The following is a 14,713-nucleotide window of genomic DNA, read 5'->3' on the forward strand; positions in this document are numbered from 1 at the left end:
CTTCCTCCCCCGCCCCACCTCCCGCCAAGTTCCAGTCATCAATTGGCAGCCAGTAAAAACCGCCAGCCCGTTCGATCCTCGTACTGGACAAGTCATATATGCAAGACTTCCATCGAACCCCTGGCCAATCGATCCTGCAAGATAGTTCCTACTCCGAGCGAACTATCCCTTTGGAGGATCGTCCCGTTAGTCGATCCCGTCTAAAATCAGCGACCGCATCGAACTCCATCGCCATCCGAGGTAGTCATGGCCCGCCTGCAACTGGAATTCCCAGAGCACCTGTATTGCTACGAAACCGTTCTCACCGTGCGCACCACCGACATCAACGGCGGCGGCCACCTGGGCAACGACACCATGATCTCGATGATTTCCGAGGCGCGGGCGCGCTACCTCTATGAATGCCATATCACCGAGGGCGTCGATGCCGACGGTATCGGCTATGTCGCCACCGACCTGGCCACTACCTACCGTGCGGAGGCCTTCGCCCGCGACAAGTTGCGCTTCGAGATCGGCATGATGGATCTCAACAAGTACGGCGGCGACATCATCTTCCGCGTCACCCGCATCGGCGACGACACGCTCATCGCCATGGCCAAGTCCGGCTTCGTGTTCTTCAACTACCGCGAACGCAAGGTCGTCCCCATCCCGGAAAACGTCCGCAAGGCACTCCCCCCGCAAGCCAACTGGCTCGGCTGAAGATGCCCCAAGCGGGAGCAGCTCGGCCCTTGCAGCGCCCCGTTGTGGCCCAGCCTGCATGGACCACACCTGACGCAGGGGCCTGAAACGGCCACTGGACGAAACTGGCCCGGCATTTGCTGAGTCACCCTCGGTGGTAATCAACGGCGGTTACCCAACTCAACGACAAAGGCGTCGCTTCCACACCCGCTCTGCGGTGGGTGGAGCGGCGCCTTTTTCGTTTCGCCCCGGTGCTGGGGCGCGGACGTCCTGCGGGACGTCCAGCGGGACATCCAGGAACCCGGCCAGCCCTGCTGCGTGCAGCGCGGGCAACGAGGCGGGTACTCAACCGTTGCAGACGAGGTGTTCAATGAATACAAGCTTCTGGAAGGCCGGCCACGCGCCGACGCTGTTCGCCGCATTCCTCTATTTCGACCTGAGCTTCATGGTGTGGTACGTGCTCGGCCCGCTGGCCGTGCAGATCGCCGCCGACCTGCAGCTGACCACCCAGGAACGTGCGCTGATGGTGGCCACGCCGATCCTTTCCGGCGCGGTGCTGCGCTTCCTCATGGGCCTGCTGGCCGATCGCTGGTCGCCGAAGAGTGCCGGGATATTCGGCCAGGTGATCGTCATCGCCGCGCTGATCGGCGCCTGGCAGCTCGGCATCCACAATCTCGAACAGGCTCTGCTGCTCGGTGTGCTGCTGGGCATGGCCGGTGCGTCCTTCGCCGTCGCCCTGCCGCTGGCTTCGCAGTGGTATCCGCCGCAACACCAGGGCAAGGCGATGGGTATCGCCGGTGCGGGCAACTCCGGCACCGTGCTCGCCGCGCTGTTCGCCCCGGCTATCGCCGCCGCCTTTGGCTGGCAGAATGTCTTCGGCTTCGCGCTGATCCCGCTGATCCTGACCCTCGTGGTATTCGCCATGGTCGCCCGCAATGCGCCGGAGCGCCCGGCCGCCAAATCGCTGGCCGACTACCTCAAGGCGCTGGGCGACCGCGACAGCTGGTGGTTCATGTTCTTCTACAGCGTGACCTTCGGCGGCTTCCTCGGACTGGCGAGCACCCTGCCCGGCTACTTCCACGACCAGTACGGCCTCGACCCGGTGAAAGCCGGCTACTACACCGCCGCCTGCGTGTTCGCCGGCAGCCTGATGCGCCCCCTCGGCGGTGCCCTGGCCGACCGCATCGGCGGCATCCGCAGTCTGCTGGCGATGTACACCGTCGCCTCGATCTGCATCGCCGCCGTGGGCTTCCACCTGCCCAGCGCGGTCGCGGCCCTGGGTCTGTTCGTGATCGCCATGCTCAGCCTCGGCGCGGGTAACGGCGCGGTGTTCCAACTGGTGCCGCAACGCTTCCGCCAAACCATCGGGGTGATGACCGGGCTGATCGGCATGGCCGGCGGCATCGGCGGCTTCTGCCTGACCGCCGGGCTCGGCGCGATCAAGCAGACCACCGGTGACTACCAGCTCGGCCTCTGGCTGTTCGCCAGCCTCGGCGTGCTGGCCTGGTTCGGCCTGCATGGAGTGAAGAACCGCTGGCGCACCACCTGGGGCAGCGCTGCCGTCACTGCGGCGCGCGTATGAACCAGGCCGTCGCCTTCGATCAGGCGCAAGGCTCGGGCGCTCTGCGCCTGAGCTTCGCCCAGGCCAGCGCCACCGGCCCGCGGACGGAAAACCAGGATGCCATCCGCGTCGCCACCCCTCCGGCCGCGCTGGCGGCCAGCAAGGGGCACCTGTTCGCCCTCTCCGATGGCGTCAGCCAGTGCGCCGACGGCGGCCTGGCGGCGCGGCTGACGCTGCAGGCACTGGCGGTGGACTATTACGCCACGCCGGAAACCTGGGCCGTGGCGCAGGCCCTGGACCGCCTGCTGCTCTCGCACAACCGCTGGCTGCAGGCCAACGGTGGCGGCCAGCCGCTGCTGACCACGCTGACGGCGCTGGTGCTGCGCGGCAGGCGCTTCACCCTCGCCCATGTCGGCGATTGCCGGCTGTATCGCTGGCATGGCGGGCAACTGGAATGCCTGACCCAGGATCACGTCTGGGAACAACCGGGCATGCAGCATGTGCTCAAGCGCGCCCTCGGCCTCGACCAGCATCTGGTAGTGGACTATCGAGACGGCGAACTGGAGGCCGGGCAGAGCTTCCTGCTGGTCAGCGACGGCGTCTGGGCGACTCTCGGCGACAACGGCATCCGTAACATCCTGCAGGACGCGCAAACTCTGCAGGGCTGCGCCGAGGCACTGGTCAGCGCTGCCCATCTGGCGGGTAGCCAGGACAACGCCAGCGCCCTGCTGGTGCGCGTCGACGACCTCCCCGCAGCGGCGCTGGGCGATGCACTGGCGCAACTCGATCACTGGCCGGTGCCGCCAACGCTGCGCGACGGTCAGGACTTCGAAGGCTGGCGAGTCGAGTCCAGATTGGGCCAATCACGCCAGTCGCTGATCTATCGGGTACGCGATGCGCAGAATCGCCCGTGGCTGCTGAAAACGCTGCCGCCCAGCGAACACGACGGCCAGTCGCTATTGCTGGAGGAATGGTTCCTGCGCCGCGTGCAGAGCCGCCACTTCCCGGAGCTGCACAGCCTGCCGCAACGGCAGCATCTCTACTACGTGATGCGCGAATACCCGGGACGGACCTTCGCGGATGAGCTGCGACAGAACGGCCTCATGCCGCTCAATCAGTGGCAGGAGCAGGCGCCGCGGCTGCTGCGGGCTATCGGCCAACTGCACCGGCGCAACATCCTGCACCGCGACATCAAGCCGGAAAACCTCCATCTTGGCGACGATGGCGAACTGCGCCTGCTCGACTTCGGCCTGGCCTATTGCCCGGGGCTGTCCGGCGACGAACCGCACAGCCTGCCCGGCACGCCGAGCTATCTGGCGCCGGAAGCCTTCCACGGCGCCGGACCGGATGCGCGCCAGGACCTCTACGCCGCCGGAGTGACGCTCTACCGCCTGCTCACCGGGCACTATCCCTACGGCGAGATCGAAGCCTTCCAGCACCCACGCTTCGGCACACCGACACCCGCCAGCCGCTATCGGCCCGACCTTCCAGCCTGGCTGGACGACTGGCTGCTCAAGCTGCTGGCAAGCAATCCGCAGCAACGCTTCGAGACCGCCGAGGAAGCCCTGCTCGCCCTGGAGCAAGGCGAGCGCCAGGCCCCACAGCGCCCGCGCCCATTGCTCGAACGTGAACCGCTGAGAGTCTGGCGTGCCATCGCGCTGGGCTCGTTGGCGCTGAACCTGCTCCTGCTGCTCTGGATGCTGAAGGGTTGAGCCGCACCACATCGGCCCGCCACGCATCATCGCAGTGCATCCGGCGAACAGCCGACACCCGCGAAACGTCAGCAGCCCCTGAAGAAAGCGCTTTTTCAACGATTGGCACGCCGCCTGCTTTGAACACTGCAACAAGACCACAAAGCGCAGGCCTCAACGACGAGACCGGCGTATCCCGATAGAACGGGAACTGGACAAAGGCGTCCTTGCCGGGCAACCGGCGGGACGCCTTTTTTGTTTTCCGCGATTTTTCTGCAGGAGATCCCTCGCATGAAAAAACTCAAGCTGGTGTTGATCGGCAACGGCATGGCCGGTGTCCGCACCCTGGAAGAACTGCTCCAGCTCGCCCCCGATCTGTACGAAATCACCGTGTTCGGCGCCGAGCCCCATCCCAACTACAACCGTCTGCTGCTGTCTCCGCTGCTGGCCGGCGAACAGCGCTTCGAGGAAATCGTCCTCAATGACTTCGACTGGTACGCGCAGAACGGCATCAGACTGCTGTCCGGCAGCCCGGCGGTGAAGATCGATCGCCAGCAGCGCAAGGTCGTCGCCGCCGACGGCACGGTCGCGGAGTATGACCGGCTGCTGATCGCCACCGGGTCCATCCCGGTAAGACTGCCCATCCCCGGCAACCGCCTGCAGGGCGTGATCGGTTATCGGGATATCGCCGATGCGCGGACGATGATGGAAGCGTCCTCCACACACAGCCATGCGGTAGTCATCGGCGGCGGCCTGCTCGGGCTGGAAGCCGCCAACGGCCTGCGGCAGCGCGGCATGGACGTGACCGTGGTTCACGAAGCCGATTGGCTGCTGGAACGCCAGCTCGACCGCACGGCGGGCAAGCTGCTGCAGCGGGCGCTGGAACAGCGCGGCATTCACTTCCGCATCGGCGAACAGAGCGAGGAACTGCTGGACAACGGCGATGGCCGCGTCTGCGCCCTGCAGTTCAACAGTGGCGATGCGATCCCCGCCGACCTGGTGGTCATGGCCGCTGGCATCCGGCCGAACACCCGTCTCGCCGAAGAAGCGGGAATCCCCTGCAACCAGGGCATCCTGGTCAACGACACGCTGCAAACCTACGACCCGTGCATTTATGCCCTGGGCGAATGCGCGAACCATCGCGGCACCACCTACGGCCTGCTCGGGCCGCTGCTCGAACAGGCCAGGGTCTGCGCCAACCATCTGGCCCAGTTCGGCATCGCCCGCTACAACAGCCCGCTGCCCGCGACCCGGCTGAAAGTGACCGGCATCGATATGTTCTCCGCCGGGGAGTTCATGGGCGGCGCCGGCACCGAGACCTTCACCTTCTCCGACCCGGAGAGCGGTACTTACCGGAAGCTGGTGCTGCGCAACGACGTGCTGGTCGGTGCCTGCCTGTACGGCAACACCGCCAACGAGGACTGGTACTACAGCCAGATGTGCGCCGGGACGAACATCCGCGAGCACCTGACGTCGATGGTCATCGGCGAGCCGAATGCGGTGAAGGAAAACGGAACCCAGTCCGGCTGAAACAGCGAACCACTGTCAATCGCGTCCACCCCGGACGCAGGAATGCAACCCATAGCGCGGGACAGGCGGACGTACTGCCCGGCAGTCGCCCTTCCAGGGCGGTGAGCGGAGGAAAGAAGCATGAGCGGAAAGGTCTGGCTGATCGGCGCGGGTCCGGGCGACCCGGAACTGCTGACTCTCAAGGCAGTGCGCGCACTGCGGCAGGCCGAGGTGGTCCTGATCGATGATCTGGTCAACCCGGCAGTCCTGGAACACTGCCCTTCGGCGCGGGTGGTTCGCGTTGGCAAACGCGGTGGCTGCCGCTCCACGCCGCAGGCCTTCATCCATCGGCTGATGCTGCGCTACGCCCGTCAGGACAGATGCGTGGCTCGCCTCAAGGGCGGCGACCCGTGCATCTTCGGGCGCGGTGGCGAGGAAGCCGAATGGCTGGGCGCCCGCGGTATCGACTGCGAGCTGGTCAACGGCATCACCGCCGGCCTGGCCGGGGCTACGCAATGTGGCATTCCGCTGACCCTGCGCGGAATCAGTCGCGGGGTGACGCTGGTCACGGCCCACACCCAGGACGACAGCGAGCCGAACTGGGCAGCCCTGGCCCAAAGCGGAACCACCCTGGTGGTGTACATGGGCGTCGCGCGTCTGGCAGAAATCCAGCAAGGCCTGCTGGACGGCGGCATGCCGTCCGCCATGCCGGTGGCGATGATCGAGAACGCCTCCCTCCCCTGGCAGCGCGAATGCCGCAGCCACCTGGGCGACATGGCCCGCGATGCCACCCGCTTCGAGCTGAAGAGCCCGGCGATTCTGGTGATTGGCGAAGTAGCCGCTGCAGGCGCCGAACAGCTGCTGGCACGCACGGCCTGAGACTTTTTCGCAGGCAAAGAAAAACCCGACCGAAGTCGGGTTTTTCCTGTAACTCGGACCGGATTACTTGGCCTGAGCTTCCACTTCGGCTTCTACGCGACGGTTGACGGCGCGGCCTTCAGCGGTGGCGTTGTCAGCAACCGGACGGCTCTCGCCGTAGCCAACTGCGTCTACGCGGCCGCCTTCTACACCGTACTCGTTGACCAGTACGTCACGAACGGCATTGGCGCGGCGCTCGGACAGTTTCTGGTTGTAGGCGTCGGTGCCGACGGAGTCGGTGTGGCCTTCAACGGTGGTGTTGGTGGACGGGTATTGATTCATGAAGTCAGCCAGGTTCTTGATGTCCGCGTAGCTGTTTTCCTTCACTTTCGCCTTGTCGAAGTCGAATTTCACGTCCAGCTGGACGCGAACGACTTCAGCCACGGCCGGGCAGCCATTGGCGTCAACGGTGACGTTGGCCGGGGTGTCCGGGCACTTGTCGACGTTGTCGCAGACGCCGTCGTTGTCGGAGTCGGCGCACACTTCGGCAACCGGTTCCGGAGCCGGAGCAGCGGCACCGCCACCGAAGTTCATGCCGACGCCCAGGCCAGCCATCCACTCGCCCTGGTGACCGTTGTCACGCTTCTCCAGACCGTACTGGCCATCGAGGCTGGCCTTGGCGAAGAAGTTTTCGGTGAAGTAGTACTTCAGGCCGGCGCCGAGGTTGGCCATGGTCAGGTTCTGACGGCTGCCGTTGGCGTCGTGGATGTTGGTGATGCTCTGGTGGCCCAGGCCTGCGGAGACGTAGGGACGCAGCGAGGCGGCACCCGGGGTACCGAAGTGGTAGATGGCATCCAGGGAGCTCAGGTTGCCATGGACCTTCTTGTTACCGGTTTCGTTGGTGCCACGAATGTCGTGGTACTCACCATAGGACAGCGCCAGCTCGACGTCATCGGTCAGGAAGTAGCCGATCGAGCCGCCATACAGATTGCCGTTCTTCATGTCGCGAACGCTATCGGTGAAATAGCGCTTGCCGAAGAGTTCCGTTTCGACCGAGCCCTGGCCTTGAGCGAAGGCATTCACAGCGGAGGCGGCGATCAACGAGCCAACAACGACGCCTAAGGTGTTCTTCAGTTTCATCCGTTAAATCCCCATCTTGGTGGTATTCAAGTTGCCCGAACTATAGGCCGTACAACTTGGGTTGCAAGTTTATCAGAACTTGCCATATGCAGGGACAATATTTCCCGGACTATGTTTCCGTCTCGGTGGAAAACTTTTCGCGCAACCGGTCGAGCGCTCGCTTGTAGCGCATTTTTGTCGCACTCAGGCCCATATGCATGATGTCGGCGATCTCCTGGAACTCCAGTTCCGCAACAAAGCGCAGAACCAGAATTTCCCGATCGATGGGATTGACATGAACTAGCCAACGGTCCAGCCCTCCCCGTTCCTCGACCTTGGGAGCCCTTTCCTCCGACGCCTCTTCGATCGGATCGAGGCTCAGCGCGTCAAGTAACCGTCGTTTGCGGCGTTCCTTGCGATACTGGGTAATGCACTCGTTGTAAGTGATGCTGTATAGCCATGTTTTGAACTTCGACTTGCCTTCGAAGTTCTTCAGCCCATACAGAACCTTCAGCATCACTTCCTGACATACATCATCCGCATCGCGGTCATTGCCCAGATAGCGCGCACAAACGTTGAACAAGGTCCGCTGATAGCGACGCATCAGCTCTTCATAGGCCCGCGTCACATGGAACAATTCCTCGTGAGAGCGTTGAACCAACTCCTCATCGGTGAGCTGGCGCGGGTCATAGCGCAATGACAGTGAATGCGGCTTGTTCAAGTCGGGTCTGGCCGGGTCAGGTCGGGAACCGATGCAACTCTACGCGAGCGGCATCGGTGCGATTCGGGATCATCTCAGCGACTGGTCACACGCTGATCGAGCAGACTGCGGTTGGCAATGGACACCAACTCGCCGTCATCCGTCAGCAGAATAGTCTTGATAGTACCAATTTCTTCGATGATGCCTTCGACATCAGCCACTTTCACTTGCTGCCCGACCTGGTACAGCTCCCGCACATAGATGCCCGCGATGATCTGGCTGGCCACTTCGCGACTGCCCAGGCCCAGTGCCAGAGCGGCTGCCAGGCCAACGGAGATCAGCACGATGGCAATGATGTTGTTCAGCAGGTCGGTCTTCACTTCCAGCTGGCCGATGGCCACCGAGATGCTGATGATGATGACCATCCATTGCGCGACCCGACCCAGCCCGCTCGCATATTCCAGGCCGACGCCATCGGCAGCGCCACGCACCAGGCTGTTCGCCAGTTGCGCCAGCAGCACGCCGACGATCAGCACCAGGGCCGCGCCGAAGACTTTCGGCAGGTACAGGGCGAGCATGTCCAGGGTTGCCGAAACCCGCTGCAGGCCCAGGGATTCGGCCGCGGAAACCAGGAAGATCAGCAGGACGAACCAGTAGACGATCTTGCCGACCAGTGTCGACACCGGAACCTGGATACCCGCGCGCACCAGCAGCTTGGTCAGGCCGGTGCCGGCCATCAGGCGGTCCAGGCCGAGCTTGGCGAGCAGCTTGGACAGCAGCGTGTCGAGCAGCTTGGCCACCACGAAGCCAAGCAACACCACGACCAGTGCGCCGAGCAGGTTGGGAATGAAGCCGGCCAGCTTGCCCCACAGGGTGTTCATGGCTGTGAGCAGGCTTTGCGTCCAGATGTCGAATTGCATGTTCAGTCGGCCTTGTCAGCGGAAGGTGCGGAATTCTGTGTTTGACGCGATACGGGGGCAAGGTGCGGGGCGCCTTTGCTGATTCCGATCAGCAGCGCTTCCAGCCAGTGACCCATCAGGCTGAACAGGTCGCCGGCGCCGACCTGGCGGTTGGCGGTTTTCAGCACCCGTCCCAGGCGTGCCTCGTCGTCCGGCTGCTCCGGAGGCATCCGCAGCAGATCGCGCAGGGACTCTTCGAATGGATCGTGCATGCATACCTCGCCTATGTGTGGTGCTTGACGCAGTCCCTGATTCACAAGTCACATCAGAGCCAGCGCAGGCGGCGGAATATCCACCACTGGAACAGTGCGATGCCGGCAATGACCAGGCATGCGATGGCAAAGCCGTAGGGCGCGCTCGACCCGGGAATCCCGCCCACGTTGATGCCGAGTAGTCCGGTCACGAAGCTCATGGGCAGGAAGAAGCCGGTAATGATACCAAGCAGATACATCGTGCGGTTCATTCTTTCGGTCATCCGCCGGTGCTCCGCCTCCTGGATCAGGCTGATCCGCTCGCGAACCAGCTCAAGCTCCTCGAGGTTGCGCGTCAGGCTGTTGTACAGCTCGTTCCAGTAGTCGGCATCGTCGGCCACGGTCCATGAGAGCTTCAGCTTGACCAGTTGCGCATAGATGTCGCGCTGCGGCGCCAGATAGCGGCGCAGGCCGGCAGCACGGCGGCGCAAGGTCCGCAACTGATGCTGATCGGGAATGCTGCGCTCGTCTTCCTCGATCGCCTCTTCCATGCCGTCGAGCCGGTCGGCAAGTCCGCCGATCAGTGTGTCCACACGATCCGTCATGTAGTGCGCCAGAGCCAGCAGGAGCTCGGAACTGGTCTTCGGCCCGCGCCCGGCGGCAAGGTCGGCACGCATCTCTTCCACCGCCTTGGTCGAGCGCATGCGCAGGGAAATCAGTCGCTGCCCCTCGATATAGACGCGCAAGGAAACCATGTCCTCCGGCATCGCGCCGGGGTTCAGGTTCACTCCGCGAAGGAACACCAGCAGGCGCTCGGCCCCCAGATCGACGATCCGCGGGCGGGTGGCCTCCTCGAGCAGCAGGTCGCAGGCGAACTCGTTCAGGTCGCTGGACTCGCGCAGCCAGACCTGGGCCTCCGGCACTCCGCGATCCCAGTGGACCCACAGGGTCTCTTCCGGCGTCAGGTCGAGCAGCGGCAATTCGGCGCGCGAAACCTGGCGGCCACCGCCGTGCCCATCCAGCACGTATCCATAGATAAGCCCGCGCTCGGTAGCGCTTTCGTATTGCTGCATCCGTTCTCCCGTTGGATGGTCGCGGCTGCATGTGAACACCGGGGGAAACGCCCTTGAGGAGCTACTCAGAGGATGTTGGAAGTCGTTGATTTGCAACGACTCCCCACATTGACTCGAACAGCCGTCAAACGTTCGGTGTCACTCCGGCATTTTCAGCGCCTGGGGCGAAACGATGATGCCGTTGTTGTCGGCATAGACGAACTCGCCCGGGCGGAAGGTAATACCGCCGAAGGTCACCGGCACGTTCAGGTCGCCGATGCCGCGCTTGTCGGTTTTCATCGGATGGCTGGCCAGCGCCTGCACACCGAGGTCGGTCTGGGCGATCACATCCACGTCGCGGATGCAGCCGTAGACCACGATGCCTTCCCAGCCGTTCTTCGCCGCCTTCTCGGCCAGCATGTCGCCAAGCAGCGCGCGGCGCAGCGAGCCGCCGCCGTCCACGACCATGACCTTGCCCTTGCCGTCCTTCTCCACCTGCTCCTTGACCAGGGAGTTGTCCTCGAAGCACTTGATGGTGACGATTTCGCCGCCGAAGGAATCGCGCCCGCCGAAATTGCTGAACATCGGCTCGACGACCTGGACCAGCTCCGGATAGGCGTCGCAGAGATCGGGGGTTACGTAATGCATGGGGAGTTCCTCCAGATGAACATGACTAGCGGGTGAACGGAACGGACCGGTCCAGCCTGCCATCGACGGCCGGGACGGCACGAAAGCAGGCCGGCAGGCGCCGGGAATGACCGGAATACCTGATGGCGTCACAGTCTAGCGACAGACAGGCCGACACGAAACGTACAAGAAGACGCCTGAAGCCGAACCTCAGGCGGAAACCTGCACATCCACCTGCCGCGGCAATCCACCGTGCTGCAGCCAGTGCCTCACCAGGGGCCAGACCTCGCGCTGCGCAGCCTTGCTGATCAGCATTTCGGCATGCCCGAAATCCTCCGAAAAACCTTCGCGGCGCCCCAGGCAGAGGAACTCGCGAACCTCGGAACCGAACTGTTCGAGCAATTGGCGGCAGTGCCACGGCGGGTCCTGGAAATCGCCTTTCGACGCGACGGCGAGCACCGGGACACGGCATTCGGCCAGACCTGCCCACCAGTCCTTCTCGCGATCGCCGAAACGACCGAACAGCCGATACCAGCGTAGTGCCTCCAGGGCAACGCCCACTGGCTCGTCCTCGGGACCACGCCGGAGCCGGGAGCCGGACAGGCCGCCCATGCGCTTGAGCAGGAAGCGGCTGCTCCATTCCACCGGCGGCAGCTTGAGCGGCCAGTAATTGCGGCTCACCTGGCTGCCGAACAGCGCGGCACTCGCCACCTCCGCAGCGCCCAGGTACTGCCCGCCAAGCGCCGCCGCCAGTGATGTCCCTCCCAGCGAATGTCCCAGCCAGTGCGCGGCCTGGCCAGCCTGTTCGACGACGAAGGCGGCGATCGCCGGCAGGTCATGCCGCGCGTAGTCGGCCACCTGATTGCGGTCATACGCCTGGTTGCGCGGGGACAAGCCATGCCCACGCATTTCCGGAATCCAGACATCGAAGCCTTCCCGGGCAAGATAAGGCCCCAGTCCGATGCACTTGGGTGAATACCAGAAGCGCCGATTGGAGAAGCTGCCATGCAGGAGAATCACCGGAACGCCCCGGCCACCTTCGCGATCTGCCCTACCCAGGCGCGTCACGGCAAGTTCGACACTTGGATCAGGGCTGTTGCCCGGCTTCAGGCGATACACGTCCTCGGCGAGGTCACCGCGCAACTCAGCGCTCAACAGCGCCACGGGAAAGAGTTCACTACTGCTTTGCATGATTCTGATTGCTACGAACATAAAAAAGGGCGGGTTGAATACCCGCCCTTTTCAGGATTACCGAACGACCGTCAGGCCGGCTGAGCTTCCGCGAGGAAGAACCAGGTATCCAGTACCGAGTCCGGGTTCAGCGACACGCTGTCGATGCCCTGCTCCATCAGCCACTTGGCCAGATCCGGGTGGTCGGACGGGCCCTGGCCGCAGATGCCGATGTACTTGTCGGCCTTGCGGCAGGCGGAGATGGCGTTGGCCAGCAGCTTCTTGACCGCAGGGTTACGCTCGTCGAACAGGTGCGCAACGATACCGGAGTCGCGGTCCAGACCGAGGGTCAGCTGGGTCAGGTCGTTGGAGCCGATGGAGAAGCCGTCGAAGTACTCGAGGAACTCATCGGCCAGCAGGGCGTTGGACGGCAGCTCGCACATCATGATGACGCGCAGGCCGTTCTCGCCACGCTTCAGGCCGTTGGTGGCCAGCAGGTCGACGACCTGGGAGGCTTCGCCCAGGGTACGCACGAACGGCACCATCAGCTCGACGTTGGTCAGGCCCATTTCGTTGCGGACTTTCTTCATCGCACGGCATTCGAGCTCGAAGCAGTCGCGGAACGATTCGCTGATGTAGCGCGAGGCGCCGCGGAAGCCGAGCATCGGGTTCTCTTCTTCCGGCTCGTAGAGCTTGCCGCCGATCAGGTTGGCGTATTCGTTGGACTTGAAGTCCGACAGACGCACGATGACCTTCTTCGGCCAGAACGCAGCGGCCAGGGTGCTGACGCCTTCCACCAGCTTCTCGACGTAGAAGCCGACCGGATCGTCATAACCGGCGATGCGCTTCTCGACGCTTTCCTTGACGTCAGCCGGCAGGCTGGCGAAGTTCAGCAGCGCCTTCGGGTGCACGCCGATCATGCGGTTGATGATGAATTCCAGGCGGGCCAGGCCAACGCCTTCGTTCGGCAGTTGGGCGAAGTCGAATGCGCGGTCCGGGTTGCCGACGTTCATCATGATCTTGAACGGCAGGTCGGGCATGGCGTCGACCGAGTTCTGGCGCACGTCGAAGCCGAGTTCGCCTTCGTAGATCAGGCCGGTATCGCCTTCGGCGCAGGAAACGGTCACGCGCTGGCCGTCTTGCAGGACGGCAGTGGCGTTGCCGCAGCCGACGACGGCCGGGATACCCAGTTCACGGGCGATGATCGCCGCGTGGCAGGTACGGCCGCCACGGTTGGTAACGATGGCGCTGGCGCGCTTCATCACCGGCTCCCAGTCCGGGTCGGTCATGTCGGAGACCAGCACGTCGCCCGGCTGAACCTTGTCCATCTCGGAAACGTCGTGGATCACCTTGACCGGGCCGGCGCCGATGCGCTGGCCAATGGCACGGCCTTCGACCAGCACCTTGCCCTTCTCTTTCAGCAGGTAGCGCTCCATCACGTTGGCGCTGCTGCGGCTCTTCACGGTTTCCGGACGAGCCTGAACGATGTACAGCTTGCCGTCGTCACCGTCCTTCGCCCACTCGATGTCCATCGGACGCTCGTAGTGCTTCTCGATGATCAGAGCCTGCTTGGCCAGTTCGGTAACTTCGGCATCGCTCAGAGCGAAGCGGGCACGATCGGCCTTCTCCACGTCAACGACCTTGACCGACTTGCCGGCCTTGGCTTCGTCGCCGTAGATCATCTTGATCGCCTTGCTGCCCAGGTTGCGACGCAGGATCGCCGGGCGGCCAGCCTCCAGGGTCGGCTTGTGCACGTAGAATTCGTCGGGGTTCACCGCGCCCTGTACCACGGTCTCGCCGAGGCCGTAGGCGCCGGTGATGAACACCACGTCACGGAAGCCGGATTCGGTGTCCAGGGTGAACATCACGCCGGCGGTGCCGGTTTCCGAGCGGACCATGCGCTGCACGCCGGCGGACAGGGCGACCAGCTTGTGGTCGAAGCCCTGGTGCACGCGGTAGGCGATGGCGCGGTCGTTGAACAGGGAAGCGAATACTTCCTTGGCGGCGCGGATCACGTTGTCCACGCCACGGATGTTCAGGAAGGTTTCCTGCTGGCCGGCGAAGGAAGCGTCCGGCAGGTCTTCGGCGGTGGCGGAGGAACGCACGGCCACGGCCATGTTGTCATTGCCGCCGGCCATTTCGGCGAAGGCCTTGCGGATCTCGGCATCGAGCTGGGCCGGGAACTCGGCGTCCATCACCCATTGACGGATCTGCGCGCCGGTCTTGGCCAGGGCGTTCACGTCATCGACATCGAGGGCATCCAGCGCCGCATGGATGCGATCGTTCAGGCCGCTCTGCTCGAGGAAGTCCCGGTAGGCCTGGGCAGTGGTGGCGAAACCACCCGGTACGGAAACGCCGGCACCGGCAAGATTGCTGATCATTTCGCCCAGGGATGCGTTCTTGCCCCCCACATGTTCGACGTCATGCACGCCGAGCTTATCGAGGGAAACTACGTACTCTACCAAGGTGATCTCTCCACTAAGTGTTGGACAAGCTCAAACGGGGCCGGAGGGGACTGTTCCGCCGCTTTCTGGTCTGGGTCCGAAAAATGAGTGACAATGCCCGGCAAGTGGCCTTGCAAAAGCGCGGCCCATCATAACC

At 63.8% G+C, this 14,713-nt stretch carries 12 protein-coding genes and 1 pseudogene; 5 read left to right on the top strand and 8 right to left on the bottom strand.

Annotated elements, in window-relative coordinates; translation table 11 throughout:
* Positions 1-246 precede the first annotated feature (246 nt).
* From JFY56_RS10120 to cobA, 5 genes and pseudogenes are all read left to right on the top strand, one after another.
* A complete protein-coding gene (locus tag JFY56_RS10120) occupies positions 247-696 on the top strand; it encodes a thioesterase family protein (RefSeq protein ID WP_208313524.1) in 450 nt (149 codons plus the stop codon).
* Positions 697-1,045: 349 nt separating this feature from the next.
* Complete coding sequence (locus JFY56_RS10125) at positions 1,046-2,257, top strand: nitrate/nitrite transporter (protein WP_208313525.1); 1,212 nt, start codon at positions 1,046-1,048, stop codon at positions 2,255-2,257.
* Positions 2,254-3,948, top strand: a complete 1,695-nt coding sequence (locus JFY56_RS10130; protein WP_208313526.1) for a bifunctional protein-serine/threonine kinase/phosphatase — start codon at positions 2,254-2,256, stop codon at positions 3,946-3,948. The genes JFY56_RS10125 and JFY56_RS10130 overlap by 4 nt, the downstream gene beginning before the upstream one ends.
* Before the next feature lie 270 nt (positions 3,949-4,218).
* A pseudogene (locus JFY56_RS10135) lies at positions 4,219-5,448 on the top strand (NAD(P)/FAD-dependent oxidoreductase); the annotation flags it as partial.
* A 129-nt stretch (positions 5,449-5,577) separates the two neighbouring features.
* Positions 5,578-6,315, top strand: a complete 738-nt coding sequence (gene cobA / locus JFY56_RS10140) for a uroporphyrinogen-III C-methyltransferase (RefSeq protein ID WP_208313528.1) — start codon at positions 5,578-5,580, stop codon at positions 6,313-6,315.
* Positions 6,316-6,378: 63 nt separating this feature from the next.
* Here cobA and JFY56_RS10145 read toward each other — a convergent pair whose 3' ends face one another.
* The 8 genes from JFY56_RS10145 to ppsA form a co-directional block, all read right to left on the bottom strand.
* Positions 6,379-7,434 carry an OmpA family protein gene (locus JFY56_RS10145; RefSeq protein ID WP_208313529.1) on the bottom strand — a complete coding sequence of 352 codons (1,056 nt, stop codon included), beginning with the start codon at positions 7,432-7,434 and terminating at the stop codon, positions 6,379-6,381.
* Between the two features lie 109 nt (positions 7,435-7,543).
* Positions 7,544-8,134, bottom strand: coding sequence for an RNA polymerase sigma factor SigX (gene sigX / locus JFY56_RS10150; RefSeq protein WP_208313530.1), 591 nt, complete (start codon positions 8,132-8,134; stop codon positions 7,544-7,546).
* A 74-nt stretch (positions 8,135-8,208) separates the two neighbouring features.
* The gene (locus tag JFY56_RS10155) at positions 8,209-9,033 is read right to left on the bottom strand and encodes a mechanosensitive ion channel family protein (RefSeq protein WP_208313531.1); all 825 of its coding nucleotides are present in this window, start codon (positions 9,031-9,033) and stop codon (positions 8,209-8,211) included.
* A 2-nt stretch (positions 9,034-9,035) separates the two neighbouring features.
* Positions 9,036-9,284 carry a CrfX protein gene (locus JFY56_RS10160; protein WP_208313532.1) on the bottom strand — a complete coding sequence of 83 codons (249 nt, stop codon included), beginning with the start codon at positions 9,282-9,284 and terminating at the stop codon, positions 9,036-9,038.
* A 53-nt stretch (positions 9,285-9,337) separates the two neighbouring features.
* On the bottom strand, positions 9,338-10,336 hold the full coding sequence (locus tag JFY56_RS10165) for a zinc transporter ZntB (RefSeq protein ID WP_208313533.1): 999 nt from the start codon (positions 10,334-10,336) through the stop codon (positions 9,338-9,340).
* Between the two features lie 138 nt (positions 10,337-10,474).
* Positions 10,475-10,963 (bottom strand): ribonuclease E activity regulator RraA, encoded by a 489-nt coding sequence (gene rraA / locus JFY56_RS10170; protein ID WP_208313534.1) that lies wholly within the window; start codon positions 10,961-10,963, stop codon positions 10,475-10,477.
* Positions 10,964-11,152: 189 nt separating this feature from the next.
* Positions 11,153-12,133 carry an alpha/beta fold hydrolase gene (locus JFY56_RS10175; protein WP_208313753.1) on the bottom strand — a complete coding sequence of 327 codons (981 nt, stop codon included), beginning with the start codon at positions 12,131-12,133 and terminating at the stop codon, positions 11,153-11,155.
* Between the two features lie 71 nt (positions 12,134-12,204).
* Positions 12,205-14,577: a phosphoenolpyruvate synthase gene (gene ppsA / locus JFY56_RS10180; protein ID WP_208313535.1), complete on the bottom strand. Its 2,373-nt coding sequence runs from the start codon at positions 14,575-14,577 to the stop codon at positions 12,205-12,207.
* Between the last annotated feature and the right edge of the window lie 136 nt (positions 14,578-14,713).

This window comes from Pseudomonas schmalbachii (assembly GCF_017589465.1).
GTDB lineage: Bacteria > Pseudomonadota > Gammaproteobacteria > Pseudomonadales > Pseudomonadaceae > Pseudomonas > Pseudomonas schmalbachii.

Bases quoted from the DNA above. Each gene is read 5' to 3' on its own strand.
- JFY56_RS10120 (WP_208313524.1), top strand. From the start codon at position 247: ATGGCCCGCCTGCAACTGGAATTCCCAGAGCACCTGTATTGCTACGAA.
- JFY56_RS10125 (WP_208313525.1), top strand. From the start codon at position 1,046: ATGAATACAAGCTTCTGGAAGGCCGGCCACGCGCCGACGCTGTTCGCC.
- JFY56_RS10130 (WP_208313526.1), top strand. From the start codon at position 2,254: ATGAACCAGGCCGTCGCCTTCGATCAGGCGCAAGGCTCGGGCGCTCTG.
- cobA (WP_208313528.1), top strand. From the start codon at position 5,578: ATGAGCGGAAAGGTCTGGCTGATCGGCGCGGGTCCGGGCGACCCGGAA.
- JFY56_RS10145 (WP_208313529.1), bottom strand. From the start codon at position 7,434: ATGAAACTGAAGAACACCTTAGGCGTCGTTGTTGGCTCGTTGATCGCC.
- JFY56_RS10155 (WP_208313531.1), bottom strand. From the start codon at position 9,033: ATGCAATTCGACATCTGGACGCAAAGCCTGCTCACAGCCATGAACACC.
- JFY56_RS10160 (WP_208313532.1), bottom strand. From the start codon at position 9,284: ATGCACGATCCATTCGAAGAGTCCCTGCGCGATCTGCTGCGGATGCCT.
- JFY56_RS10165 (WP_208313533.1), bottom strand. From the start codon at position 10,336: ATGCAGCAATACGAAAGCGCTACCGAGCGCGGGCTTATCTATGGATAC.
- rraA (WP_208313534.1), bottom strand. From the start codon at position 10,963: ATGCATTACGTAACCCCCGATCTCTGCGACGCCTATCCGGAGCTGGTC.
- JFY56_RS10175 (WP_208313753.1), bottom strand. From the start codon at position 12,133: ATGCAAAGCAGTAGTGAACTCTTTCCCGTGGCGCTGTTGAGCGCTGAG.